Source organism: Actinomycetota bacterium (assembly GCA_019347675.1).
Classification (GTDB): domain Bacteria; phylum Actinomycetota; class Nitriliruptoria; order Nitriliruptorales; family JAHWKO01; genus JAHWKW01.
Genome location: JAHWKW010000004.1, coordinates 45,216 through 71,247, shown reverse-complemented (window position 1 = coordinate 71,247; position 26,032 = coordinate 45,216). Strand labels below are relative to the sequence as shown.

The window sequence follows — 26,032 nt, the reverse complement described above, 5'->3', positions numbered from 1 at the left end:
TGAGGACGCCGAAGGGGCGGGCATCATGCCCGCCCCTTCGCGTCGGTGTGGCGTCAGTGGCTCGACAGCTTGTGGCGCAGGCCCACCGCCGCGGCCATCGCGGAGACACCCACCAGGATGGCCAGCGCCCCGCCACCGGTGCGCGGCAGGCTCACCGGAGCCGCCGGCGCTGCGGGCGCGTCCAGTGCGGGCGCCTGCACCTGTTGGACCGGGTTGGCCGCGGCCGCCTTCACCCGGGTGGGCAGGAGGTTCAGGTCCAGCCCCAGCAGGCCGCTGCCGGCCGAACCCGCAGCGTTCAGCGGGTGCAGGCTGATCCCGAACGCCGAGGTCGCCGCCTCGGCCGACGAGCCGTCCTCCGCGACGTGCGTGGTGCCCTTCCCGGCCAGGGTGCTCAGGCCCGCCGAGGCGAGGATGTCGCCCAGCGTGGACGTCACACCCGACAGCAGGGTGTTGGCGTCGAGTCCCAGCTCCCCGAGGTCGATGATCTCCTGGTTGACCGTGAGGGTGTCCCCGGTCACTTCGATCACGCTGTTGTCGGCGAGCGTCACAGAGATCACCTCGGTGACGGCGTCGGCGAACGCCCCGCCCGGCTGGCCGTTGGTCCCCGCCACCGAGCTGTACTGGAAGATCGGGACCTGGACCAGGCCGCCGAGGAGCTCGAGGTCGACCAGCCCGGAGACCGCGCGGGACACGACCTTGCCGTCCTCGGTGTCCACGGTCGAGCGGCTCCACAGCTTCGTGGCGCTGACCAGGTCGACGCTCGTGACGTCGGGGACGGTGAGCAGCTGCTGCACCGGGTCGATGTTGACGGGGTTGCCACCGACGGGCTCCAGGGCTTCGTTGACCGCCTCCTCGACCGCGTCGAGCTGCGTGTTGAGGTCGCCGACCAGCCCGTTGACGGTGTCGGTCGCGTCCTGGACGGCGCCCTGGAGGTCTTCTTTGACCTCGGCGGGGACCGGCGAGCTGGCGTCGAACAGCGGCGCGAGCGACACCTTGAGGTGGGCGAGCTCCGAGTAGGCGTTCGACACCTGGTTGGTGGCGTCGGCGGTGAACTCCATCGTCCCCACGCCGACGTCCACCACTCCGCCCACCAGCTTCTGCTCCGCGAGGACCTTGCGGTCGGTGGTCTTGCCGCTGCTGTCACTGATCGACTCGTTGCCCAGGGTGCCCCTGAGCAGGGTGGATGTGGCGTTCGCCACGGTGTTGCTCAGCTGTGAGATCGTGGACGACACCCGCGTGTCGAGGGTGGCTCCACCGCCGAGCGCGCCCAGCAGCGCCGACGGGGCCGTGATACTCAGGTCCAGCGTCAGCGCTTCGGCGGAGCCGGAGAAGACGCCCGGTGCGACGGCCGCCGCGCCAGCCCCGGGCGCAGTGAGTGCGATCGCCGTGGTTGCGGCGACCATCGTGGTGGCGGCACGGCGCCACGTGACCTTCTGCATGCGTATCGCTCCTTCGTGTGACGCCCGGTGGCGTGTCTCCGGCCTCCCGGAGCTCGGCCAGGCGGTCGGTGGAGTCATGCCCCCTGTGGCATGTCCCTGCACTGACCAACGCAGCCGGAGAAACGACGCATCGCGGGCAGGGTCACGCGGCAGACCCCGCGGCGTGCGGTGAGCGCATGCCACCGTGCGTGGCGGTGGAGTGACGTCTGGCTGCCGAGCCACTCGACCCCGGCCAGCCGGGCAGCGAGGACATCCCCGGCGCAGCCGGCGCAGCCCCGGGCGTCGCGAACGTGGTCGTCACATCCGCCCCGGCGGCGCCGCCCCGCGTGACTCACTACTCAGTCGAACAGCAGGTGATCGACGCTCGGCAGTTGCGGGACGCCCAACGGCGGGCTCGGGGTCGCCACCGGGACGGAGGGCGGCGCGACCGGGATCGCGGGCGGCTGGTCCGTGAGCGACGTGTCGTCGTCGGACGGCAGCGCCGGGTCCTGCGCGGGCAGCGCCGGATCGCTGACGCTCACCGACATGTCCGGCCCCTGGTCCGACGTCGTGGGATCCGTGGTGTTCGGCGACGACGTCGCGTCGACGGCCTTGATCCCAGCGCCGCCGGCATCGGAGACTCCAGCGGTCCCGGTCGTCATCGGCGTGCAGCACCCGGCCGCGGGGACGGGCGGGCCCTCGCCGGGCGCGAACATCGTGACGGGACCGTCCGTGCACGGCAGGCACCCGCTCAGCACCAGCGCGCTGGTCTCCACCTCGATCCCCCGGACCACCTCCAGGGAGCCGCGCGCGAACGGGACCACCTCGACGGGGAGCTCCGCGAGCACGTCGGTGAGCCTGGTCCGCTGCCGCTCCGTGAAGCCGACGACCGCCTGGAGCACGGCGCTGTCGCCGCTGCCGTCGTAGACGTCGAGAAGCGCCGCCGCACCGGCGCGGCTGGCGTCGTCCATGGCCGCCAGGGTGGCGACGAGCGTGTCGGGCTCGAGCGTGCGGGCGCCGTCGCGGATCTCGTCCAGGCGCCGCTCGGCGAAGGTGAGGTGCAGCTGACCAGCCTGAACCTGGCCGTCTGCGAGCGCGACCCGCACGGACTCGGTGAACAGCTTCACCCGGTACAGCGCCTGGTCGGGCCCGGCGTGCTGGGCGGCCGCCGCGAGCCCCGCACCCCCGATCGTCAACGCCGACATCGCCGAGGCGACCGCGAGGGCCACGGAGCGGCGCCACCGCCCCAGCCGTGCGCCGAACGGTTCGTGCGTGCGGATGACCGGGACGTGCGCGGCTGCCTCGCGGACGAGCGTCGAGCGCAGAGCGCGGCGGAACTCCGGCCGGGGTGTCGCGACGGGGACGTCACGCAGCGCGGTCGCGAGCCGGCGGAGTTCGGCGAGGTCGGGCGGCGCCCCGCCGTCGTGGTCCAGTGCGTGGGCGAGCGTCTCCACGGCCGCTGGCTCGTGGCCGCTCACTGCAGCCTCCCGGTCGCCGTTGCGATGCGTCGGATCGAGGTCCTCGTGCGAGGCCCTCCATGACAACGAGTGTGGTCCGTGGTGGTGACGCACGATCAACGCACTCCGTCGACGAACGCAGGGTCCTCGCGAACGATCGCGGCCAGGGCCCGCAGCGCGCGGTACTGCAGGGCCTTGATCGCTCCGTCGGAGCGTTGCATCGCGTGTGCCGTCTCCGAGACCGACAGGTTCTGCGTGAAGCGCAGGAAGAGCACCTCGCGGTGATCGTCCTTCAACAGCTCCACGGCGGCGGCGAGCAGCGTGGACAGATCCGAGGCCATCGCCGCCGCCTCGGGGTCGTCTGCCGGCCTGTTGCCGGGGCGCTCGCCGACCTCGTCGACGGGACGGACCAGCCGCGTCCGGGCCGATTTGAAGTGATCGGTGACGCGGTTCCGCGCGATCGTGGTGAGCCACGCACCGATGTCCACACCCTGCCAACGGAAGCGCGGGATGGCCTTCAGCGCGCGGAGGAACACGTCGGAGGTGAGATCCTCGGCGAGGTGGCGATCGCGGACCTTGTGCAGCAGGAACCCGTAGATCTGGTCGACGTACCGGTCGTACAGTCGCGCGAACGCCTCGCCGTCGCCCTGTTGGGCTCGGCTGACGAGGTCGACCACCTCCGGGTCGAGCGTTCCCAGCGGCTTCACATCACCCCACGTTTTCCGGCGCGGAACCGGCGTCAGGAGCTGATCACCAGCTGAACGACGGTCGCCGCGACGATCACCACGAGCAGCGCGATCAGCGCGATCGCCGTCCCGTTCCGCACCGCTTCTCCTGCTCCGGCCAGGCACCGTACCCTGGCCGCACACCGTACGACAACGGAGAGTAAGCCACGGACTGCAACCTGTAAGCCCTCCAACCGGACGGTTTTGGGTACCCGCGGCGACTAGTCCTGCCGGCGCCCAGGCGGGCACCCCGGGGCGTACTCAAGCAGCCAGGAGTGGTATCGGCACAGCAGGTGGCGACCTCCAACCGTGGCGTCGCGCGCCGCCGGCCCATCAGTCGCGTGGGACGACCGCGACCGTCGGTGGCTCGCCTTCCTCGTGCTCCGGCTGCGGCGGGCGGTCGGGGCGTCCCAGGACCTCCTCGGGGGGCTCCCCGTCCAGGAGAGCCAGGCATTTCTGGCGCTCCTGCTGCAGGTAGCCGACCAGCGCCGCACGGTCATCGAGGTAGCGGCGGCAGTCGAGCTCGAGCGTGATCGGTCCCGAGTACCCGGATCGGCGCGCGGCCGTCAGGAACGACGCGATCGGGAGCACGCCGTGTCCCAGCGGGGCGTGGCTGTCACGTCCCTGCCCGCGGTTGTCGGACACGTGGAGGTGCGCGGCCGCGTGACCCAGGTGCTCCCATGCCCGCTCCAGGTCGATGCCGGTGACCCCGAAGTGGCTCGTGTCGAGGACGAGGTGACGGAACTCCTCCAAGTGCTCTGGCTTGGTGTAGCGGTGGAAGCGGACCGGCCGTCCGAGGAGCGGGACGGGGTAGAGGTTCTCCACGCCCACCCCTGTGCCGAGCTCGGCGGCCTCGTCGTCGGCCTCCTCCACCAGCCAGTCGTGGAAGGCGGTCTGCCAACGCAACGGCGGATGCACGATCATCAGGTCCGCGTCGATCTCCGCGGCCAGCTCCAGTGAGCGGCGGGCCTTCTCGGTGGGGTCGACGCCGAACACGCGGCGGGTCAGCAGCAGGAACGGCCCGTGGACGACCGGGACCCGCGCGCCCTCCCGAGCCGCGACCTCGAGCACGCGGTCGGGCTCCTGGGTGGCGGGATCCTGGGTGACCATCAGCTCGACGCCGTCGTACCCGGCTTCGAGGATGACCCCCATCGCCCAGTCCAGAGGCCGTGCGAACAGCGGCCCCGTCGAGGCCAGCATGGTCGGGGTCATGCCTCCAGCGTAACGGCGGCGTGCCCGGCCGACGGCGCGGACGGCCGCGGACCCACACCCAACGTGACGGGGTGACCACCGTCGTCGGTAGGCTCGCCCCGCCCCGACCGGGACCTCCATGCCGTGCGCGATCACCACCCCCGGCCCGATCTCGCGGCGCGTCTGAGCGAGACCGCGGAGCGGCGCCCGGACCAGGTGGCCCTGCGCTGGCAGGATCGGGCGACGACCTACGGCGAACTCGACCGTCTCGTCACCCACGCCGCCGGTGGCCTGCAGTCGCTCGGGGTCGGCCACACGGACCGGGTCGCGGTCATGCTGGGCAACACGCCGTCGTTCGTGGAGGTCTTCCTCGGTGCGCTCCGCGCCGGCGCGGCGGTCGTTCCCCTCAACCCGGCGCTCACCGGCGAGGAGGTCGGCTCGATCCTGGCCGACAGCGCCACCCACACCCTGATCGTCGGCGAGGCGGGGATGCGCGGGATCGACCGCGTCCGCGCCGTCGCGGGCGCGGCCCTCCGCCACGTCGTCGTGGCAGGAAGCGTCGGCGCGCCGCGGGGCACCGCGACGTGGCGGGACCTGGTCAACGCCGGGCACCCGTACACGCCGGTCGAGCGCAGCCCCGACGACGTCGCGGCGCTGGTGTACACCAGCGGGACGACGGGACGGCCCAAGGGTGCGATGCTGACCCGGCGGAACCTCGCGGCGAACCAGGACCAGGTCCTGGCGACCCCGCTCGCCGTTCGGCCTGACGACGTCGTGCTGGCCGTGCTCCCCCTGTTCCACATCTACGCGCTCAACGTGGGGCTGGGCAGCGCAGTGCGGATCGGGGCCACGATCGTGCTGACCGAGCGCTTCGACCCTTCTGCGACCCTCGACCTGATCGACCGTCACGGCGTCACCGTGGTGCTCGGCGCCCCGCCCATGTACGTCGCGTGGCTGAACACTCCCCGGGTGGGCGAGGCGGACTGGTCATCGGTCCGGGTGGCGGTCTCGGGGGCGGCGCCGCTCCCCGCGCCCGTGCTCGAGCGGTTCCGTGACGAGGTCGGGGTCACCATCTGGGAGGGCTACGGGTTGACCGAGGCGGGACCCGCGGTGACCACCACCGCCATGGGCGGGGTCGCCAAACCCGGGAGCGTCGGCGCCCCGCTGCCCGGCGTCGAGCTTCGCCTGGTCGACGACGCCGGCCGCGACGTCGAGCCGGGCGACCCCGGGGAGGTCTGGGTACGCGGAGACAACGTCTTCGTCGGGTACTGGAAGGACCCGGCCGAGACGGCGGCGACCCTCACCGGCGACGGGTGGCTGCGCACGGGCGACGTGGGCATCTTCGACGCCGACGGTGACCTGCGCCTCGTCGACCGCCTCAAGGACCTGATCATCGTCTCCGGCTTCAACGTCTACCCGCGCGAGGTCGAGGACGTCCTGCACCGACACCCCGACATCCTCGCCGCGGCGGTGGTCGGCGTGGCCCACCCGTACACCGGTGAGGCGGTGAAGGCGTACGCGGTGCGCCGACCCGGGGCGGAGCTGACCGAGGACGACGTGGTGGCATGGGCCCAGGAGCACCTGGCCCGGTTCAAGTGCCCGGCGGCGGTCGAGTTCGTGGCACAGCTGCCGCAGACCGCCACCGGGAAGGTCCGGCGCACGGCGCTCCGCAGCGAGCCGGCGTCGCGCCACGTCAACGCCTGAACGGTCGGCCGCCTGGCTCGGCGGCGGCCCGGATCCTCGAAGCGTCCCTGAGCCGGCCACACGACGCGGTACGGTCCTTTCCACGCCCCGGTCCGCAAGGAGGCGACGCTGCAGCTGGGCTTTGTGGTGTCCGCAGCCGCCGCGGTGGTCGCGGCGCTGTTCGCCGTGGCGCTGGTGCGCCGTTACGTCACGCGAGGCCGGACCAACCCGGCGTTGCTGACCTGGGCGCTGTCGCTCGCGATGTTCGCCGTGGCCGCCACGGCCCTGGCCTACGGCGAGGCAGCCGGATGGTCCAGCGGATGGTTCCGGGTCTACTACCTGTTCGGTGGGGTCCTCGTCGTGCCGTGGCTGGCTGTGGGCACGGTCCAGATCGCGGCCCGCGACCGGGTCAACCTGCGGGTCCTCGGGGTCACCGCCGTGATCGTCGCGGTGGTGATGGTGGTCCCACTGGTGGTGGCCGCCGAGCCGACGTTGTTCGCCACGGGCGTGGTGGTGTCGGCGCTGTGGGGCCTGCTGCTGCTGACGGCCGGGCGCGACGCCGCCCCCGCGGGATCGATCGCGATCGTGGCGACGTTCACCGCCGTGGCCGGGTTCGCCGTCCTGGCGGCTGCTCTGGCCGGTCCGGTGCCCACCACCGGCCTCCCGGAGGGCAGCGACCTGTTCCCCGCCGGCGTCCGCAGCTTCGCGGTGGCCGGCAACGCCCTCGGCGCGGTCCTGGTCGTGGTGGGGTCCGTCACCAGCGCGCTGCGCCTACGTGGCCAGGGCACCCCGCACCTGGTCGTCGGGAACCTGCTGATCGCGCTCGGGGTGCTGGTATCGGCCTCGGGTGGCGCGTTCGCTTTCCTGGGGGACACCGAGAGTCACGCCGTGGCGTTCGCGGTCGGCGTGTCGGTGATGTACGCGGGGTTCGCCCGCACCACCCGCCCGCTGCCGGCGGCGGCCCCCCCGCCACGGCCGGTCACCGGAAGTCGCTCCGGCGAGGCGCAGCTGCCGTGACCGTGGAGAGTTCGACGCGATGACGTTGACGCTGGGATCGGGAAGGCGCCGCCGCCGCGTCACGGTGGAGGTCTACACCCGCGAGGGGTGCCGGTTGTGCGAGGAGGCCGAGGATCGCGCCGCGGCGGAAGCCCGCGGCGCGATCGTCCGTCTGATCGACATCGACCAGGATCCTGAGCTGCAGGCCCGGTACGACATCCGGGTCCCCGTCGTGGTGGTCGACGGCCGCGAGGTGGCCGAGGGGCGCCTGGAGCCGGGTGTGGTCCGCCAGGCCATCCGCCACGCCCGCCGCGGCCGGTGGGCCGAGTGGCGACGGGCGTGACACCGGACGCGGTGAGCGCTCACCAGGGCAGCGGACCGGCGGGGGCGGCGGCGCTCGCGGCGAGCCGGTGGCGGCAGCGACCGTGAACGGCGACCGTCGTGTCCCCGAAGCGACCGTCAGCCGGCTGCCGACCTACCTGGCGATCCTCCTGGAGCTGTCCGACACCGGCACCCGGACGGTGTCCAGCGACGGGTTGGCGCAGGCGGCCGGGGTCACGTCCGCCCAGGTCCGCAAGGACCTGTCCTTCCTGGGCACCTACGGCACGCGCGGGGTCGGCTACCCGGTCCGTGACCTCCTCGACCACATCGGAGAGGTCCTCGGCCTCGACCGGGACTGGCCCGTCGTGCTCGTGGGCGTCGGCAACCTCGGGCGTGCGCTCGCCAGCTACGGCGGGTTCGCCGAAAGAGGCTTCGAGTTCGTCGCACTGTTCGATGCCGACCCGGCACAGGTCGGCGGGGAGGTCGCCGGTCACCGCGTCGCACCGCTCGACGACCTGGAGCTCATCGTTGCCCGGCAGGGCGTCGCCATCGCGGTGCTCGCGGTTCCCGGCGAGCACGCCCAGGAGGTCGCCGACCGCCTCACGGCCGCAGGCGTCACCTCGATCCTGAACTTCGCCCCGACCCGCCTCGAGGTCCCCGCTGGGGTGCGGGTGCGGAAGGTGGACGTCTCGACCGAGCTGCAGATCCTCGCGTACCACGAGCAGCAGCGCCGCACACCCGCGCGCCCGCCAGGCCTCTGCATCGCGCCCCGCGCCGGCCAGCCAGGCTGACAAGCCCGCGTCCGCGGCGCGGTAGGCTGATCTGCGACCCGTCCGCGACGGTCAAGGATGCCGTGTCGCTCCTCGTCCTCGGGATGAACCACCGCAGCACCGACTTCGGGCTGCTCGAGCGTGTCGCCGTGCCAGCCGACGAGCTCCCCAAGGCGCTGCGGTCGCTGACCGCCCTCGAGCACGTCGTCGAAGCGACCGTGCTGTCGACCTGCAACCGGGTCGAGGTGTACGCGCACGTCAGCCGCTTCCACGACGGCCTGGCGGAGCTGCTCAGCTGGCTCGCGGCCCGCGGCGACCTGGCGATGACCGACCTCGACGGCGTCCACTACGGCCACTACGACGAGCGGGCCGCCGAGCACCTGTTCGCGGTCGCGTCCGGTCTGGACTCACTGGTGGTGGGCGAGCAGCAGATCGCCGTCCAGGTGCGTGAGGCCGCCAAGGCCGCCAAGGACGAGGGCGCGGCCCGACGCGTGCTGCAGCGTTTGTTCGACCAGGCGCTGTACGTGTCGCGGCGGGTCCGCGGCGAGACCGACATCACCCAGGGCGTGTCGTCGCTGGTCGACGTCGGCCTCGACGCGGCCGCCGACTGTGCAGGATCGCTCGCTGACCGCACGGTCCTGCTGGTCGGTGCCGGGACGATCGGGTCGCTGACCGCCGAACGGCTCGTCCGCGACCGGGCGGGCTGCATCCTCGTGCGCAACCGCACCGCCGAGCGCGCCGACCGACTCGCCCGTCGCGTCGGCGGCGAGGTCGTCGGCGATGGCGGCCTGCGCCAGGCGGTCGCCGCGGCCGACGTCGTCGTGTGCTGCACCGGTGCGTCCGCGCACCTGCTCGACGCGGACCTCGTCGGCGCGGCGGTCGAGGGCCGTGACCGCCCGCTGGTCGTCGTCGACCTGGCCATGCCACGCAACGTCGACCCGCTCTGCGGTGACCTGGCCGGGGTGACGCTGATCGACCTGGAGACGATCCGCGAGGTGGCCGACCGGTCGGTCACCGGCGACGTCGTCCTGGAAGCGAGCGCGATCGTCTCCGACGAGGCCGCCCGCTTCCGCGCCTGGCTCCAGGCTGTGCGGATCGAACCGACCATCCGGGCGCTACGCCAGCGGGCGGAGCAGGTGCGCAACGGCGAGCTCGGACGGCTGTCCAGCCGGCTCGCGGGTCTCGACGAGCGCCAGCGTGAGGCCGTGGAGGCGCTCACCCACGGCATCGTCAACACGTTGCTGCACGATCCCACCGTCCGCTTGAAGGCGCTCGCTGATCGCGGCGGTGCCGAGCACTACGCGATCGCGTTGCGCGAGCTGTTCGACCTCGACGAGTAGCGCGCCGATGTGGCGCATCGCGACGCGTCGCAGCGCCCTCGCCCGCGCCCAGGCGCAGCAGGTCGCCGATGCGCTGGCCGCCGCCACCGGCCGACCCGCCGAGCTGGTGGCCCTGTCCACCACCGGCGACGAGCACCCCGACCGGGCGGTGGAGGCGTTCGACGCCAAGGGGCTGTTCGTCGACGGGGTCCGCCGGGCCGTCCTCGACGCACACGCCGATTGCGCGGTGCACTCCTACAAGGACCTGCCGACCGCCACCGCACACGGCCTGGTGGTCGCGGCGGTGCCCCGACGTGAGGACCCCCGTGACCTGCTGGTCACACGGGGCGGGGTGCGGCTGTCAACGCTCCGCCGCGGCGCCACGGTCGGGACGTCCAGCGCTCGTCGGCAGGCACAGGTGCAGCGCGCCCGCCGAGACGTCATCGTCCAGCCACTCCGCGGCAACCTCGACACGCGCCTGCGGCGCGTCGCGGACGGCGACCTCGACGCCGTCGTGGTCGCCGTCGCGGGCGTGCGTCGCCTCGGGCCGGTCCAACTCGACGTCCAGGCGGTGGCGCTCGAGCACGGCGAGTGTCTGCACGCTCCGGCGCAGGGAGCGCTGGCGATCGAGTGTCGCGACGACGACCCCGACACGCGTGCCGCGCTGGCGCTCGTCGACGACCACGACGCCCGGCTCGCCGTCCGAGCGGAGCGTGCTCTGCTGGCCGCACTCGACGGGGGCTGCACCGCCCCGATCGGGGCGCATGCCGAGCTCACCGCCGACGGACTGGAGCTGCTGGGCATGCTCGCCGATCCGACGGGAACGACGCTGCTGCGCGCCAGCCACCGCGCCGCGCGCGACGCCGCCGACGAGCTCGCCGCCGCCGTGGCCGACATGTTGCGCGACCGGGGCGGTGATGCGGTCCTGACGCGGCTGGCAGCCGCCCGGCGCCGTGTGCCGATGGGCGGACCATGACCGGCGATGGACCGCTGGCTGGCGTGTCGGTCCTGGTGACGCGCGCACCCGCGCAGGCCGGTGAGCTGTCGGCCCGGATCCGGGGGTTGGGTGGTGAGCCGGTGGAGGCCCCGACGATCGTGATCCGGCCAGGCGACCGCACCGCGCTGCTGGATGCGCTGCGTCAGGTGGGTGCCCAACGCTTCGTCGCCGTGTGCTTCACCTCACCCAACGGCGTTGCCGCGGTCGCCGCCGTCATCGAGGAGGCACGGCTGGGCCGCGGGGTCCTGACCGGTGTGCGTGTGGCCGCGGTCGGACCCGGCACCGCCGCCGCGCTCCGCGAGCAGCTGGGCATCGAACCCGATCTCGTGCCCGACACGTCGACCACCGAAGCGCTCGGTGAGGCCTTCGCCGCCGGAACCGGACGGGTGCTGCTGCCCCGCGCCGACATCGCGTCGGACACCCTCCCGCGGGTGCTGAGCGCCCGGGGTTACGAGCCCGTCACGGTCGACGCGTACACCACCGCCCCGCCGGAACGTCTGACGCCTGGGGTGGCCGACCGGCTCGCCGCGGCGGACATCGACCTGCTGGCGTTCACGTCGTCATCCACCGTGCGGAACTTCGTCCGGCTCGCAGGCGACGTGCCATGGCGCGCCCGCGTCGTCACGATCGGGCCGGTGACGTCGACCACCTGCCACGAGCTCGGCATCGAGGTCGCCGAGGAGGCCGATCGCCACGACATCGACGGGCTGGTCGAGGCGCTGATCCGTGCGGCCACGACCGTCCGTTCGTCACGATCGCGGTGAGCTGACGGCTCGTCGGTCCAGGACACCTCCGGGGTCGTTAGACTCGGGGCGATGACCTCCCCCGGCTTCCCCGCGGTCCGCCTGCGCCGGATGCGTCGTACCCGGGGCCTGCGCCGGGCCTTCACCGAAACCCGTCTGCACCCGGCGGATCTGGTCGCCCCGGTGTTCGTCAAGGACGGCATCGACCAGCCCGTCGAGGTCGACACGATGCCCGGGGTCGTGCAGCACTCCCGCGACAGCGTCAGGGCCGAGGCGAAACGGCTGCACGCGTTGGGTGTCTCCAGCTTCATCCTGTTCGGTGTCCCCGCCGCCAAGGATGCGCAAGGCTCCGGCGGCTGGGATCGCAACGGGCCCGTCCACGCAGCGCTGCGGGCGTTGCGCGACGACCTCGGCGACGAGGTCGTGCTGTGGGCCGACACCTGCCTGTGCCAGTACACCGACCACGGCCACTGCGGCCCGCTCACCGCCGACGGGCAGGTCGACAACGACGCGGCGGTCGCCGGGTACGTCCGCCAGGCGGTGACCCAGGCCGATGCCGGCGCCGATCTCGTCGCCCCGTCGGGGATGATGGACGGGCAGGTCGCGGCGATCCGCGACGGGCTCGACGCGGCCGGGCACGCCCGTGTGGGCATCGTGGCGTACGCCGCGAAGTTCGCGTCAGCGTTCTACGGACCCTTCCGCGACGCCGCCGAGAGCGCCCCGGCGTTCGGCGACCGCTCCGCGTACCAGGAGCCGCCCGCCAACCGTCGAGAGGCTCGCCGTGAGGTCGCGCTCGACGTCGCCGAAGGCGCCGACGTGGTGATGGTCAAGCCCGCGCTGCCCTACCTCGATGTCGTCGCGGACGTCCGCGGGCGCTACGACCTGCCGGTCGCCGCCTACCACGTGTCCGGTGAGTACGCGATGATCAAGGCCGCGGCCGACCGCGGCTGGATCGACGGGGCGCGGGCCATGCACGAGGCGGTCGTGGGGATCCGCCGCGCCGGCGCGGACCTGGTCCTGACCTACGCGGCCGGTGAGCTGGCGCAGGCACTGCAGGAGGGATGAGCTGTGAACGTGCTGTACATCGTCAACCGTGGCGTGGGCGACCCCACCGGGGCGTCCGTGCCGCTGCATCTGGCCGCCAACGGATCGCTGGAGGAGGGCCAGCAGGTCTCCGTGGTCCTCGCGGGTGACGCCACCGACCTCGCGCGGCCGGGGACGCGCGAGGAGCTACAGGGTGTCGCGGTCCCGGCGCTGCGCGACCTGTTCGCCAAGCTCGTCGAGCACGACGTTCCCGTCTACGTCTGAAAGGCGTGCGGCGTCGCCCGTGCGGTGACCGACGACGACCTCGCCGCGATCAACGGCACCTGGGTGTCCCCACCGGACGTGGCGCGCCTGGTCGCCGACCACGACCGGGTCCTCACGTTCTGACCCGCCAGCGGCGGGCACGTCGACGTCGGCCGGTGGACAACTCGGAGACGAACCCCGCGAGCTCGGCCTCCACCCCTCCCGTGTCGACGTTCCAGCACTGCACGTGGCCGGCGTGGGGGACGCGGACGTAGCGCACCAGGTCGGGGCGTCGCCGCGCGAGGGCGTCGCTCGCCCCCACCGGGACGTGGTCGTCCGCGGCGCCGTGCACCAGCAGCAGGGGATGACGCAGGTCGCCAGCGTGGCCGGCGTGGTCCAGGTCGCTCCAGTCGATCCCGGCCCGCACCCTCAAGGTCGCGATCGTCGCGGGTACCACGACCGGCAGCAGCGGGCGCGGCACGCCGGCACGCTGCGCGCTGCGCCACAGCACCGCTGGCCAGTGCAGCACCGGCGCCTCGAGCACGACGCCGCTGACCGCCTGCGCATGCGCCGACCGCCGCAGGAACGACAGCACCGCTGTGCCGCCCATGCTGAACCCGACCAGCAGCAGATCACGCGCTCCGTGCGCCAGGGCGTGGACCACGGCTCCCTCGACGTCCTGCCACTCGGTGTCGCCCAGGTGCGACAGACCATCGGCGCTGCGCGGCGCATCAGCGTCGTTGCGGTAGCTGATCACGAGGCTGGTCAACCCCCGCGCAGCCAGCGTCGGGACGTAGCGCAGTCCCTCCGTGCGACGCCCGCCGCGCCCGTGGACCACCACCGCCCAGGTACCGGTCGCCACCGCCGACGGCGCCGGGTCGATCCGCCATGCCGGGAACAGCCCGGCGGGGGAGTGGTAGGTCACGTCCTCCCAGGGCAGGTGCAGGACCCGTGGCTCGGCCGGCCAGGCGTGCGCGTCCAGGACGCCATCGCCGGGGCGGGGATCGCCGGTCAGCCGCCGGAACGGGCGGACCACCTCGCCGTCGGTGTCGCCGGGCGCGCCGGGGCCGACCTGCCCGTACCCGCGTGCCAGCGACAGCCCCCACCGGCCGGGCCGTCCCGCGGCCGGCCCGGTGAGCGTGACGGTGTCGTCGCCGATCGCGACCACCCGCACGGCCGCCTCCGGATCGGCGTCGTCCTCCGGTCGGCGGGCCCGTTGCGGTTGCAGGACGCGATCCGCGAACCGCCAACCGGCCGCACCGGCGGCACCGACCACGGCGGCACCGACCGCGGCCGACAGCGCCCGTGCGGTCCCCACCACCGACAGGCCTCCCCCGTCGCGATGGCGGCAGGGTAGGTGACGCCGCGTCGCCGGCGGTAGCGCCCGCCTCGCAGTGCCGACACCGACGCGCCGGTTAGCCTCGCCGGCGATGGAGCGCTCCGAGCAGCTGTTCGCCCGCGCGCTGCGGGTCATCCCCGGCGGCGTGAACTCGCCCGTGCGCGCCTTCGGGTCCGTCGGGGGGACGCCGCCGTTCCTCACCCGTGGTGAGGGCCCGTACGTGTGGGACGAGGACGGCGCCCGCTACGTCGACCTGGTGCAGTCGTGGGGGCCGCTGCCGTTGGGGCACGCCCACCCGGAGGTGGTCGCCGCGGCTGCGGCGGCGCTGCGACGCGGCTCGACGTTCGGAGCCCCGACCCGCGGGGAGGTCGAGATCGCCGAGGAGCTGGTCGCGGCCGTGCCGTCCCTGGAGCAGGTCCGGCTGGTCTCGTCGGGGACCGAGGCGGTCATGAGCGCGGTCCGGCTGGCACGCGGTGTGACCGGCCGCAGCGTGGTGATCAAGTTCGCGGGCCACTACCACGGCCACAGCGACGCGGTCCTGGTCCAGGCGGGGTCGGGTGTCGCCACTCTCGGTGTCCCCGGGTCTCCCGGTGTCACGCCCGGTGCGGCCGGCGACACGGTCGTCGCTGCGTGGAACGACCTGGACGGCCTCGACCGGGCGCTGGAGGAGGCCGGTGACGACGTCGCCGCGATCATCTGCGAACCGATCCCCGCCAACATGGGGCTGGTCCCCCCGGTGGACGGCTTCCTGGCGGCGCTGCGCGACCGCGCCGACCAGGCCGGTGCGCTCCTGATCTTCGACGAGGTGATCACCGGGTTCCGGCTCGGGCGGGGCGGGGCGCAGCGGTGGGCGGGCGTCGTCCCGGACCTGACCGTCCTGGGCAAAGCGATCGGGGGCGGTCTGCCGCTGGCGGCCTTCGGCGGTCGGGCCGACGTGATGGGTGAGCTGGCCCCGGCAGGCCGCGTGTACCAGGCGGGGACGCTGTCGGGGAACCCGGTTGCGGTCGCGGCGGGCCTGGCGCAGCTGCGCCTCCTCGACGACGCCGCGTTCACCCGGCTCAGCGCGGTGACCACGGCACTGGTCGGCGGACTCGCGCGCGCGTTCGACGCGGCCGGCGTCGTGGCGAACGTTGGGCAGGTCGGGGCGCTGGCGGGCGTGACGTTCGGTCCGACCAAGGTCGTCGACCACGCCACCGCCCGTGAGGCCGACCACGCGGCCTACGCACGGTTCTTCCACGCGATGCTGCGTCGCGGCGTGTACCTCCCCCCGTCGGGGTACGAGATCCTGTTCCCGTCGCTGGCGCACGACGGGGAGCCCCTCCGGGCCGTGGTGGACGCGGCCAGGGACGCCGCCGAGGACCTGGCGGGGCGATGAGGCCGGAACCGTCGGGGGCGGCACCGCGTTGGCGTGGTGTGCGCTCGTTGATCCTGTCCGTCCTGGCGGTCGCAGTGGCCATCACCGGTTGCGGGGACGGCCCGCAGACGCAGGTGTCGGACGTCGCGTCGGTGCCGGTGCTGGGCACGCTGGAGCCCGGCCAGCGCCTCCCCGACGCCACCCTGCCGCGCCTGGACCGGCCGGGCGAGCTGCACACCGCCGAGCTTCGCGGAGCGCCGGCCCTGATCAACTTCTGGGCCACCTGGTGCGCGTTCTGCGTCGAGGAGATGCCGGATCTGGAGGCCGTCCACCGTGAGCTCGGCGACGAGGTGCGCTTCGTCGGCGTCGACAAGGAGGACGATCTGGATAAGGCGCGTACGCTGGCCCGCCAGACCGGGGTGACCTACGAACAGGTCGTCGACGCCGACGGCAGCTTCTACCGGGCCGTGGCAGCCCGCGGCATGCCCACCACGGTGCTGGTCGACCGCGACGGCAGGATCGTCCACCGTCACGCCGGGCCGGTCACGGCCGACCAACTCCGGGCGCTGATCGCGCAGCACCTGGGTCATTCCGGCGGATGACCGCGCTGTTGTCGCGCGCACGCGCGCGCGCAGGGGTCGTTTGTTGGCCGTTGTGGGCCGTTGTAGGCTCCCTGGCCCGCGGGCGACGACGAGGACGGGTTGAGCCTGAGCTGGTTCGTCGAGTTCTTCCGGGCGCTGCCCGAGGCCTTCCGCGCGCTCTACCAGTTCGGCGACCCCAGCAACGTCGGCAACGGCTGGTGGGGCTTCGTCATCGTGGCGATCTGGGGCGTGTTCATCATCGGCCTCCCGCTGGCGGTCGCCCACTTCACCTACCAGAAGCGCGAGTGGGTCTCGGCCTCGATGGGGGCGGTCGCCGGGATGGGCGTGCTGGTGTGGGTCTTCGGCATCGTGCCGTCTGCGTGGATCTACTTCGTCGACTCCAACAAGGAGATCCTCGAGGACCGGATCATCCCCACGTCGTTGCGGATCCCCGTCGGCGGCGGGAACTACCTCGACGTCGCCACCGACCTGTACCAGGTGCTCCGCGACCTGGTCGTGGTCGGCTGGCACCTCGTCGCGATCGGTGCGTTGTTCTGGGCCGCCGTCACCGTCCAGCGGCGCCTGCCCAAGCCGCTCGCTCCAGGCGAGGAACGACGCGAGTCCGGCGGCTACCGCTAGTGGCCGGGACGTCGACGATGCGGTACCACCGCAGCAGGAGCCTCCCGTCCGGGAGGCGTGCCGCCGCGACGGAGGAGGGCCAGCGTGGGTAAGACCGACCGGGGTGAGCATCCCTTGATGTTCGACGACTACACGGTCGACACGGTCGACGCGCAGTGGCTGCAGGAGCGGGTCAAGCCCAAGCGCCACATCGGGCTGACCGCCGAGCTGTGCATCCTGTGCCGCGCCTGCGAGGACGTGTGCCCGTGGGAGTGCATCTACATGATGGACCCCGCGGTGATCCGGGATGCCACCAACCCGGAGATCAAGTCGCTAGCGGAGACGTCCGGTGCGGTGTTCATCATCGACGACGCCGAGTGCACCCGCTGCGCGATCTGCGTGGAGCGGTGCCCGTCCGACGCTCTGTGGCTCGGGCGAGTCGAGGGCTACTAGCAGCATGGGCCACCACCGCCGTGCTCAGGTGACGCGCCGACGCGGGTCACCCATCGGTCGGCGTGGTGACCGGGGACCGACGCGAGGAGATCGCCAGCGTGTCGAAGATCGGTGAGCTGCGGGAGCGGCTCAAGGAGCGCCGGCCCAAGGATCTGAACGACGTCAAGGGCCGGATCCAGGACAACGTCGTGTGGAAGTCGATGTTCCGCCCGGGGTCGATCTACCGGCGGGGCTACCGCGACACGTCCCGTGACCGTGCGCTCGCGGCCATGAACAACGTGCTGTACCACCTGCACCCGGTCAAGGTGAAGCGTCACGGCCTGAAGCTGACCTACACGTACTGCCTCGGGGGGCTGTCGTTCTTCCTGTTCGTCGGACTGACGATCACCGGCATCTTCCTGATGTTCTTCTACCGGCCGACCGCCGGGCCCGGGCAGGAACTGGCGTACCTGGACATGCGGGACATCATCGCCAACGTCACATTCGGGCAGTTGGTGCGCAACCTCCACCGGTGGGCCGCCCACCTGATGGTGTTCACGGTGTTCCTGCACATGGCCAGGGTCTTCTATCACGGGGCGTACAAGCCTCCCCGGGAGTTCAACTGGGTCGTGGGGATCATGCTCCTGCAGCTGACGCTGCTGCTGTCGTTCACCGGGTACCTGCTGCCGTGGGACCAGCTCGCGATCTGGGCGGTACAGGTCGGCACCTCGATGATGGGCTACACGCCGGTGTTCGGCCGCCAGGTGCAGTTCGTCCTCCTCGGTGGCGTGGAGATCGGGCCCAACACGCTGCTGCGGTGGTACGTGCTCCACGTGTTGTTCCTGCCGTTCATCCTGGTCCTGTTCCTGGCCGTGCACTTCTGGCGGATCCGCAAGGACGGCGGCATCTCGGGGCCGCTGTGATGGCCTGGGTTCCCGCCCCACTGCCCAAGGAGGCTTGATGTCCGAGCAGGTCGAGATCGACCAGGAGACCTACGACCGGCTGATCGCCGAGGGCAAGAGCGAGCGGATCGCCCGCGCCAAGGCCAAGGCGGCGGCCGTTCGCAAGGCCAAGGCCCAGGGCCGTGAAGAGGCCGGCGCGGCCGACGAGGGCGCGGCGCGGAAGGAACCCGCGGAAGCCGCCGTCGGCGACGGGGAAGAGGGCGTCCCGGCGACCAAGGCGGCCACCGCCACCGAGGAGGTGCCCGCGGGGCGGCTCACGCCCGCGCAGCGGGCCGCACGGGTCGCGGCCGCGCTCGGACCGGACGGGGGCGGGCCGAACCTCCAGACGCGCGAGGACCACACCCACCGCCTGCTGGCGATGATCCCCCCCGAGGGCATCCAGCAGGTGCAGAGCAAGCAGGCGGACAAGGTGTACACCTGGCCGCACCTGTTCGCGGTCGAGTTCGTCTCGCTGCTGGCGGTCTCCGCACTACTGCTCGTGGTGAGCTACTTCCTCGATCCGACCTTCCGCGCGCTGGCCAACCCCAATCTCACGCCCAACCCGTCGAAGGCGCCGTGGTACTTCCTGGGGTTGCAGGAGCTGCTGCGCTACTTCCACCCGATGGTCGCCGGCGTGACGATCCCGGGCGTCGGCTTGATCGTCCTCGGTGCCACCCCCTACCTGGACCGCAACCCGTCGATGCACCCCGAGTACCGCAAGTTCGCGGCCATGGCCTTCACCTTCTTCATGGTGATGTGGACGTGGTTGGTGGTGTTCGGTTCGTTCTTCCGCGGCCCCGGGTTCAACTTCATCTGGCCTTGGCTCGACGGCCTGTACTTCGAGATGTAGCGGCCACGACAGGAGTGATGCGCCGACATGGCTAAGACCAAGGGCTGGAACCTGCCCACGATCAAGCGCCGCGACTTCCTGCGGACCGCTTTGGTCGCCGGGACCGCCGGTGGGCTGGGCGCGTTCGGCGCCGCGTCGCTGGGGTTCCTGTGGCCCAACCTCGGCGAGGGCTTCGGGGCGCAGATCCCGGTCGGGTCGGTCGATGAGCTGCTCAGCGACATCGAGTCGGAGAGCGCGCCGTTCGAGTACCCCGCAGGTCGCCTGTACGTGGTGACCTGGGACCCCAACATTCCCGGCGCCGAGGAAGCCTACGGCGAGGACCACGTCGTCACCGACGACGGCGTGGGGCTGATGGCGCTGTACCAGAAGTGCGTGCACCTGGGCTGCCGGGTGCCGTGGTGCCAGTCGTCGCAGTGGTTCGAGTGCCCCTGCCACGGGTCGAAGTACAACCGGTTGGGCGAGTGGACCGGTGGCCCGGCACCGCGGGGCCTGGATCGGTTCCCCAGCGAGATCGACGACGACGGCAACTTCGTCGCCAGCACCGGGATCGTCCTGACCGGCCCTGCCCGGACCGCCAACGTCCTGCAGCAGGAGCCCGAGGGGCCGCACTGCATCGACATCTGAAGACCGACGTCCGACCGACCCGCGAGGCACCATGGAAGCAAGGGACATCGCCGTCATCGTGCTGCTCGTGGCGCTGGCGGGCTTCGCGGCGGCGTACTTCGTGGTCGGACCTGGCCGGCGCCGCGGACCCCGACGCGCCGGCGACATCCCGCTGTCGATGCGCCCCTACCACTCCGACGACGAACTGGAGAGCACCGGCCTGGAGCGGGCGATGTCGTGGGGGGTCGCGCTGACGCTGTTCATGGCGTTCTTCCTCCCGGTGTACTGGGTGCTGGAGCCGACCCGCATCAACGAGTGGAAGGACGTGTTCTACGAGCGTGACCTCGAGCACGGTCGGCTCGAGTTCGCCGAGGCGTGCGCCCAGTGCCACGGCGGAAACGCCAGCGGCGGCAGCGCCCAGCCGCCGCCCGGGTCGGGACTGGAGGCGTCGTGGCCGGCACCGGCCCTCAACAACTTCGTCGCCCGGTACGAGGACAACCCCAACGTCGAGGACGTCGAGGAGTTCATGCTCGAGACGATCCGGCGCGGTCGGGCCGGCACGCCGATGCCCGCGTGGAGCGCGGCGTACGGGGGGGCCATGAACGACCAGCAGATCGAATCGATCGTGGCCTACCTGCTGTCCATCCAGGTCGACAAGGTCGAAGAGCCGCAAGCGTTCCGCGGGGCGGGCGGGGCCGAGATCTTCGACGCCAACTGCGTCCGCTGCCACGGCCCGGGCGGGTCGGGACAGCGCGCCGACGGTCCCGCGCCCGCTCCCGAGCTGATCCACGAGTTCGCCCGGTACGGCGCCGACGGGACGCCGGAGAACGACCGTGCCGCGCGCGAGGCGGTCCGACACACGATCGAGGAGGGGCGGCGGGTGCCGGGCGGCCTGCCCCCGATGCCGGCATGGCAAGGGGTGCTCACCGAGGATGCGATCACGCGGCTGGTGGACTACCTCCAGAGCATCCAACAGCGGGCGTCCTGAGACCCGGAGGAACCCATGCCTGAACTGCTCGACCTGCCGCTGCTGCTGGCCACCGAGGAGGGGATCCCGGGCACCCACATCGCCTCGACGATCGTCCCGATCATCGGGTTCATCTTCTTCTCGGGCAGCGTGTTCGTGCTGCTGTGGTCCAACTACGGCTGGAAGAAGGGTGCCCTGATCTACGGCACGGCGTTCTTCGCGTTCGCGACGGCCATCGGGCTGTTCTGGTGGTTCGGTGCGCCGGGGACGCCGATCGCGACCGGCCTGACGTACTTCCCCGGGCAGTCCGTCGATCACTACCAGGGCAAGTGGTTCCCGATGGAACCGGGATCCGAGCGGGCGGAGTACTTCCAGGTCACCAACGACCTGGACGCCTTCCAGACCCCAGCCGAGTTCGTCGGCATGCCCGACGCCTCCGACGAGGAGCTCGATGACAATCCCCGCTACGACCAGCTCACCGGTGACCTGTCCCCCGCCGCAGACCGGATGCTGTCGGTGTACTTCCCGACCAGCGAGTCCGGCGCCCCGTTGCTGGGCCAGCAACGTCGGCGGGCGATCAACGACAAGATCCCCGACCCGTCGCAGGTCGAGGGCCTCGAGCCGGCGTCGCCGTTCCTGAGCGCTCGGGTCAAGCCGCGCGAGGACGATCCTGATGAGCCCGAGATCCTCGTCACCCGTGACCGCGGCCTGCGGGTGGCTGGTGCCAAGCTCCAGATCGTCGCCAGCTACGTCCAGCCGGGGGGTGCATCCGATCCCCAGGAGTTCGTCGTCGAAGAGGCGAACTTCTACGCCTTCAAGGACCCCGGGGCGATCTGGTTCCCGTCGGCGGTTTGGACTGCGATCGCCGCGGTGCTGTTCGGCGCCTGCCTGTTCGGGCTCGACCGGGTGGAGCAGCGCGAGAAGGACCGCGAGAAGGACCGCACCGCCGAGCGCGAGCCCGTCCCCGCCTGACCCGGCGTCCGACCACCGAGACCGACCGTTCGCGCGAGCGGGGATGGGAACACGCCCGCGTCGCAGGCGTTGTCCCCGTCGGCGAGCCATCGCCCGTCACCCTCGGTCGCACGGCGAGAGCAACCTGATGGGACGACGCGCACTGCTGACCGCGGCGACCGTCGCCGCCGTGGTCGCCGCGGGGTGTGGGGGCGCCCCGCCCGCGACGTGCGTCGACGTGCCGTCGGGGCGTGGCTGCGTCGACGTGATCGACGGGTCGCATCGACGGGCCGCGCCGGACACGACCGTCGGGCTCGTCGGCGGGGGTGACGCCTCGCTCAGCGACCTGCGGGGGCGCACCGTGGTGCTGAACTTCTGGGCGTCGTGGTGTGGGCCGTGCCGGGCGGAACAGCCCGACCTCAACGAGGCGCACCGCCAGCTGGCCGGCGACGACGTCGCCTTCCTGGGGGTGAACCTGCAGGACTCCGAGAGCAACGCACAGGCCTACATCCGCGAGTTCGCCATCCCCTACCCGTCGCTGTTCGACCCGTCGACGTCGTTCACGGCCCAGTTCGAGGGGGTCGGCCCCCAAGCCATCCCCACCACCATCGTGATCGACCGTGACGGTCGGGTCGCCGCCCGGTTGTTCGGGACGACCACCGCAGGAGAGCTCGCCGCCGTCGTCCGCCACGTCGTCGGCGAACACGCCGCCCCGTAAGGTCTGCGCCGACCATGACCGACTTCGTCCACACCCTGATCACCGACGCCAACGTCGTCGTCGCGGCGGCGATCGCCTTCGCCGCCGGGGTCGTGTCGTTCGCCAGCCCCTGCGTGGTCCCGCTGGTGCCCGGCTACCTGTCGTACATCACCGGCCTGTCGGGCGAGGAGCTCGCCTCCGGCGGGGTCGGCGCCCGCGGGCGGGTCCTGCTGGGCGGGGCGTTGTTCGTCCTCGGCTTCGCGGTGCCGCTGACGATGATCGGCGTCGCGGTCGGGACGTTCTTCTTCCTGGAGTCCAACCCGGTCGCGCAGGTCGTGATGGGGGCGCTGGTCGTGGTGTTCGGCGTGCTGATGGCGACCGGGCGGCTGACCCGCGAGGTGCGCCTGGCCGGCCGCGCCCCCGGCCACGGTCTGTTGGCCGCACCGGTGCTCGGGTTCGTGTTCGGGGTCGGGTGGACCCCGTGCCTGGGTCCGGCGCTGGCGGCCATCATGACCCTGGCGGCGGGCGGTGGGACGCTGCGCGGGGGGACGCTCGCGTTCGTCTACGCGCTGGGCCTCGGCCTGCCGTTCATCGTGTTCGGCCTGCTGTTCCGGCGGCTGTCGGGCGGGCTGGCGTTTCTGCGTCGCCGCGCCCGCGTGCTGCAGGCCGTCGGCGGCGGAGTGCTCGTCGCGGTCGGTGTCGCCATGGTGACCGGGCTGTGGCGCGCCTTCATCGTGTGGCTGCGTCCCCTGGTCACCGGCTTCCAGCCGCCGATCTGATGACCGAACCGGCCCCGGCCCGTGCACGCGGTCCGTTGATCCCCGGCCCGGTGGAGACCGTCGTCTCACTGTGGCGGTGGCTGCGGCGCATGCGCACCGCGCTGCACCTGCTGGCCGCTCTCGGGGCGGCGACGCTCCTGGCCACCGTCGTCCCGCAACGCCCGAACGTCGCCGACACCGTCGCGCAGTGGCTGGACGGGACGGCCGGCCCGGGGCAGCTCCCCGCCCGCCTCCTCGACGCCGTGGGGGCCTACGACGTCTTCGGCGCGCCGTGGTTCCTGGTGCTGCTCGCGCTGCTGTTCACCAGCCTCACCAGTTGCCTCATCCCCCGCTATCGGGCGTACTGGCGGTTGGTGCGTCGCGGCCGCCCACCCCGCTCACGCAACCTGGCCCGCCAGCCCCACGTCGCCACGATCGACACCGACCAGCCTGCTGCCGAGGCCCTGGCCGCGGTCCGCGACGTCCTGACCCGGCGACGGTTCCGCCTCCGCGCCGACGACGCCCCGCCGGACGCCGTTGTCCCGACACGGTCGGACGCGCGGGTGGGGGTGGCCCCCGCTCCCGCCGACCTCGCCGACAGCCGCGCTGGTGCCCACGCGGGCGTGGAGCATGCGGCGGTCGGGGCGCCAGGGGCCGACCTCGCCACCCCCGCGCGGCCGCAGGTCGCCGCCGAACGCGGTCACCTGTCGCGCGAAGGCGGGTCGCTGGTGTTCCACACCGCCTTCTACCTCCTGCTGATCGGGGTGGTGGTCGGCAAGCTGACGACGTTCACCGGTCAGGTGGGCATCGTGGAGGGTGAACCCGGCTTCACCGACACCTCGGTCGCGTACTGGGTCAAGGACGCCGGCCGGTGGTGGGGCGCGGACGACCACGCCGGCTTCCAGCTGGACCTGGACCGCTTCGACGTCGATTGGACCGGGGCTGCGCAGCCGGTGCTGTTCCGCTCCGACGTCAGGATCCGTCACGCCGACGGGCGGACCCAGCAGCGCACCACCGTCATCAACGATCCCCTGGTCGTCGACGGGATGAAGGTCCACATGCTCGACTGGGGGTACGCCGCCCGGGTGATCGTCCGCGACGGCGATGACGTCGCCCACGACGGTTGGATCCACATGACCGCGGTCGGGGGCGGGGTGTGGCGGGGCGCGGTGAAGGCCCCGGGCGTCCAACCGCAGATCGGTCTGGAGCTGCACCTGTTCCCCGACGCCCCCGAGGGCCCCGACGGCCGCCCGGTCCCCACCGGCTGGCCCGGCGCGCGCGCCCCGCTGCTGCTGTACACCGTGTGGGCCGGTGACCTGCGCTTCGACCGGGTCCAGGGCGTCAACGATCTCGACACCACCGCGATGCGTGAGCTCTCCCACGGGGGCCTGCGGCCGGGGTTCCAGGCGGAGCTGCCCACCGGGGCGACCGTGGCGTTCGCCGACCTCAGGCGGTGGGTCGGGTTCCAGGTGAGCCGCCGCCCGACCGACCCGCTGCTGCTGGCCGCCGCCGCGTTGCTCCTCGTTGGGCTCATCCCGGCGCTGTACGCTTACCGGCGCCGAGTCTGGGTCGAGGCCGCCGAGATCGACGGGAGCACACGCATCATCGTCGCGGGCCACGCCCTGCAACGACCGCAGGCCTTCGAGGAGGAGTTCCCCACCATCGTCGCCGCGCTGCGTCGGCGCCTGGAGCCCGACCGTGCCGGGCGATCCGGCCGCGACCCCGACCCCGATGCCTCCCGGGAGGTCGTCAGCCCATGACCGAGACCCAACTCGCCGAGCTGTCCCGGACGCTGTTCTTCCCGTGGACGTTCCTGCTCTACGCCGCGGCGATGGTGGCCTCGTTCTACCGGCTGGCGTTCACGCAGGTCGACCGCGCCCGTGACGAGCGGCCGCGGGCGGGTGTCGCCGTGGGACGGCTGGGCGTGGCGTTCACCGTGGCCGGACTCGGCACCCACCTCGCCTCGATCGTGACCCGCTCGATCGCCGCGGGCGGGCGCGTGCCGCTGGGCAACATGTACGAGTACTCCTCGGCGATGGGCTTCGGGGTCGTGCTGATCGCGCTGGTGGTCGTGCACGGGCGGCTGCGCCGTCCCGAGCTCAACGGCTTCCTGCTGATGGGGGCGCTGGTGATGATGGGCAGCGCGCTGGTGCTGTACGCACCGGCCGAGCCCCTGATGCCGGCGCTGCAGACCCACTGGCTGAAGATCCACACGTTCTCGATGATGATCGCCTCGACGATCTTCATCGTCGCGTTCGTGTTCACCGGGCTGTACCTGATCCGCGACCTCGCCGAGCGACGCGTCGCGTCGACCCTGGACGCGTCCCACCGCGGCTCGACCGTCGGGGCGGCTTACGCCCCGGGGGCGCTCGACGAGCACGATCCCGCGGCGCCCGAAGACCGCCCCGAGGGCTACGAGGACGACGCCGGCCTGGCGGACCGCCACCTGTACGGGCGGGCGCTGCGCGACGCGGTCAACCCCGTCCCGATCGTGATCGGCGCGACCGCGCTGACGGTCGCCTACGCGCTGCTCTTCAACAACCCGGTCGCCACCGCGGTCGCCCCGGCGCTGATCGCGCTCGGCGTGGTGGCGGCGTGGTGGACCCTGCCCGCCCTGCCGTCAGCCGCGACGCTGGACTCCCTGGCCTACCGCACCACCGCGTTCGCCTTCCCGATCCTGACGTTCGGCGTGATCGCCGGGGCGGTGTGGGCCGAGCAGAGCTGGGGACGGTACTGGGGATGGGACCCCAAGGAGACCGGCGCGTTCCTCGCGTGGATCGCCTACGCCGGGTACCTGCACTCGCGGGCGACCCGGGGGTTGCGCGGCCGGGGTGCTGCGGGGATCGGCGTGGTCGCGTTCCTGCTGCTGATGTTCACCTACTACGCGGTGAACCTGTGGATCACCGGGTTGCACAGCTACGCGGGTGCAGCGACCAGCAACCCGCCGTGGATCGGGATCGCCGGGGCGCTGATCGTGTACGGACTGGTCAAGGCCGTCACCGCACGTGCCGCCACCGACCCCGTGGGAGGTTGA

The 26,032-nt window shown here is 72.4% G+C and carries 27 protein-coding genes; 22 read left to right on the top strand and 5 right to left on the bottom strand.

The window, feature by feature from the left end; genetic code table 11:
• Positions 1–53: 53 nt before the first annotated feature.
• The 4 genes from KY462_03670 to KY462_03655 form a co-directional block, all read right to left on the bottom strand.
• The gene (locus tag KY462_03670) at positions 54–1,439 is read right to left on the bottom strand and encodes a hypothetical protein (protein MBW3576836.1); all 1,386 of its coding nucleotides are present in this window, start codon (positions 1,437–1,439) and stop codon (positions 54–56) included.
• A gap of 338 nt (positions 1,440–1,777) precedes the next feature.
• Positions 1,778–2,896: a hypothetical protein gene (locus KY462_03665; GenBank protein ID MBW3576835.1), complete on the bottom strand. Its 1,119-nt coding sequence runs from the start codon at positions 2,894–2,896 to the stop codon at positions 1,778–1,780.
• A gap of 95 nt (positions 2,897–2,991) precedes the next feature.
• A complete protein-coding gene (locus KY462_03660; protein ID MBW3576834.1) occupies positions 2,992–3,582 on the bottom strand; it encodes a sigma-70 family RNA polymerase sigma factor in 591 nt (196 codons plus the stop codon).
• A gap of 351 nt (positions 3,583–3,933) precedes the next feature.
• Positions 3,934–4,812 carry a sugar phosphate isomerase/epimerase gene (locus tag KY462_03655; protein MBW3576833.1) on the bottom strand — a complete coding sequence of 293 codons (879 nt, stop codon included), beginning with the start codon at positions 4,810–4,812 and terminating at the stop codon, positions 3,934–3,936.
• Positions 4,813–4,935: 123 nt separating this feature from the next.
• Here KY462_03655 and KY462_03650 point away from each other — a divergent pair, with 123 nt between their 5' ends.
• The 9 genes from KY462_03650 (at position 4,936) to KY462_03610 (ending at position 12,928) form a co-directional block, all read left to right on the top strand.
• Positions 4,936–6,495 carry a long-chain fatty acid--CoA ligase gene (locus tag KY462_03650; protein MBW3576832.1) on the top strand — a complete coding sequence of 520 codons (1,560 nt, stop codon included), beginning with the start codon at positions 4,936–4,938 and terminating at the stop codon, positions 6,493–6,495.
• Between the two features lie 123 nt (positions 6,496–6,618).
• Positions 6,619–7,491 (top strand): hypothetical protein, encoded by an 873-nt coding sequence (locus KY462_03645; GenBank protein ID MBW3576831.1) that lies wholly within the window; start codon positions 6,619–6,621, stop codon positions 7,489–7,491.
• 19 nt (positions 7,492–7,510) lie between these two features.
• Positions 7,511–7,813 carry a glutaredoxin family protein gene (locus KY462_03640; GenBank protein MBW3576830.1) on the top strand — a complete coding sequence of 101 codons (303 nt, stop codon included), beginning with the start codon at positions 7,511–7,513 and terminating at the stop codon, positions 7,811–7,813.
• Positions 7,814–7,880: 67 nt separating this feature from the next.
• Entirely contained in the window at positions 7,881–8,582 is a 702-nt protein-coding gene (locus KY462_03635) for a redox-sensing transcriptional repressor Rex (GenBank protein ID MBW3576829.1), read from the top strand.
• Positions 8,583–8,644: 62 nt separating this feature from the next.
• Complete coding sequence (locus KY462_03630) at positions 8,645–9,901, top strand: glutamyl-tRNA reductase (GenBank protein MBW3576828.1); 1,257 nt, start codon at positions 8,645–8,647, stop codon at positions 9,899–9,901.
• Positions 9,902–9,908: 7 nt separating this feature from the next.
• The gene (gene hemC, locus KY462_03625) at positions 9,909–10,856 is read left to right on the top strand and encodes a hydroxymethylbilane synthase (protein ID MBW3576827.1); all 948 of its coding nucleotides are present in this window, start codon (positions 9,909–9,911) and stop codon (positions 10,854–10,856) included.
• Positions 10,853–11,641 (top strand): uroporphyrinogen-III synthase, encoded by a 789-nt coding sequence (locus tag KY462_03620; GenBank protein ID MBW3576826.1) that lies wholly within the window; start codon positions 10,853–10,855, stop codon positions 11,639–11,641. Before hemC ends, KY462_03620 begins: the two co-directional genes overlap by 4 nt.
• A gap of 51 nt (positions 11,642–11,692) precedes the next feature.
• A complete protein-coding gene (hemB, locus tag KY462_03615) occupies positions 11,693–12,685 on the top strand; it encodes a porphobilinogen synthase (GenBank protein ID MBW3576825.1) in 993 nt (330 codons plus the stop codon).
• Positions 12,686–12,688: 3 nt separating this feature from the next.
• The gene (locus KY462_03610; protein ID MBW3576824.1) at positions 12,689–12,928 is read left to right on the top strand and encodes a DsrE family protein; all 240 of its coding nucleotides are present in this window, start codon (positions 12,689–12,691) and stop codon (positions 12,926–12,928) included.
• A gap of 112 nt (positions 12,929–13,040) precedes the next feature.
• On the opposite strand, the gene KY462_03605 is transcribed toward KY462_03610, so the two are convergent.
• Positions 13,041–14,228 carry a lysophospholipase gene (locus tag KY462_03605; GenBank protein ID MBW3576823.1) on the bottom strand — a complete coding sequence of 396 codons (1,188 nt, stop codon included), beginning with the start codon at positions 14,226–14,228 and terminating at the stop codon, positions 13,041–13,043.
• Between the two features lie 109 nt (positions 14,229–14,337).
• On the opposite strand from KY462_03605, the gene hemL reads away from it, so the two are divergent.
• The 13 genes from hemL (at position 14,338) to ccsB (ending at position 26,032) form a co-directional block, all read left to right on the top strand.
• A complete protein-coding gene (gene hemL / locus KY462_03600) occupies positions 14,338–15,621 on the top strand; it encodes a glutamate-1-semialdehyde 2,1-aminomutase (GenBank protein ID MBW3576822.1) in 1,284 nt (427 codons plus the stop codon).
• 47 nt (positions 15,622–15,668) lie between these two features.
• Positions 15,669–16,202 (top strand): TlpA family protein disulfide reductase, encoded by a 534-nt coding sequence (locus KY462_03595; GenBank protein ID MBW3576821.1) that lies wholly within the window; start codon positions 15,669–15,671, stop codon positions 16,200–16,202.
• Positions 16,203–16,301: 99 nt separating this feature from the next.
• Positions 16,302–16,820, top strand: a complete 519-nt coding sequence (locus KY462_03590) for a hypothetical protein (GenBank protein MBW3576820.1) — start codon at positions 16,302–16,304, stop codon at positions 16,818–16,820.
• Between the two features lie 84 nt (positions 16,821–16,904).
• Entirely contained in the window at positions 16,905–17,252 is a 348-nt protein-coding gene (locus KY462_03585) for a 4Fe-4S binding protein (protein ID MBW3576819.1), read from the top strand.
• Positions 17,253–17,452: 200 nt separating this feature from the next.
• Positions 17,453–18,154, top strand: a complete 702-nt coding sequence (locus tag KY462_03580; protein ID MBW3576818.1) for a cytochrome b N-terminal domain-containing protein — start codon at positions 17,453–17,455, stop codon at positions 18,152–18,154.
• A 37-nt stretch (positions 18,155–18,191) separates the two neighbouring features.
• Entirely contained in the window at positions 18,192–19,022 is an 831-nt protein-coding gene (locus KY462_03575) for a menaquinol-cytochrome c reductase cytochrome b subunit (GenBank protein ID MBW3576817.1), read from the top strand.
• Positions 19,023–19,049: 27 nt separating this feature from the next.
• Entirely contained in the window at positions 19,050–19,646 is a 597-nt protein-coding gene (locus tag KY462_03570) for a Rieske 2Fe-2S domain-containing protein (GenBank protein ID MBW3576816.1), read from the top strand.
• Between the two features lie 31 nt (positions 19,647–19,677).
• On the top strand, positions 19,678–20,613 hold the full coding sequence (locus KY462_03565) for a c-type cytochrome (GenBank protein ID MBW3576815.1): 936 nt from the start codon (positions 19,678–19,680) through the stop codon (positions 20,611–20,613).
• A 15-nt stretch (positions 20,614–20,628) separates the two neighbouring features.
• Positions 20,629–21,564, top strand: coding sequence for a hypothetical protein (locus KY462_03560; protein ID MBW3576814.1), 936 nt, complete (start codon positions 20,629–20,631; stop codon positions 21,562–21,564).
• A gap of 127 nt (positions 21,565–21,691) precedes the next feature.
• Positions 21,692–22,261 carry a TlpA family protein disulfide reductase gene (locus KY462_03555; protein ID MBW3576813.1) on the top strand — a complete coding sequence of 190 codons (570 nt, stop codon included), beginning with the start codon at positions 21,692–21,694 and terminating at the stop codon, positions 22,259–22,261.
• A 14-nt stretch (positions 22,262–22,275) separates the two neighbouring features.
• The gene (locus tag KY462_03550; protein MBW3576812.1) at positions 22,276–23,019 is read left to right on the top strand and encodes a cytochrome c biogenesis CcdA family protein; all 744 of its coding nucleotides are present in this window, start codon (positions 22,276–22,278) and stop codon (positions 23,017–23,019) included.
• Positions 23,019–24,758 carry a cytochrome c biogenesis protein ResB gene (locus tag KY462_03545; protein MBW3576811.1) on the top strand — a complete coding sequence of 580 codons (1,740 nt, stop codon included), beginning with the start codon at positions 23,019–23,021 and terminating at the stop codon, positions 24,756–24,758. The genes KY462_03550 and KY462_03545 overlap by 1 nt, the downstream gene beginning before the upstream one ends.
• Positions 24,755–26,032, top strand: coding sequence for a c-type cytochrome biogenesis protein CcsB (gene ccsB, locus KY462_03540; protein MBW3576810.1), 1,278 nt, complete (start codon positions 24,755–24,757; stop codon positions 26,030–26,032). The genes KY462_03545 and ccsB overlap by 4 nt, the downstream gene beginning before the upstream one ends.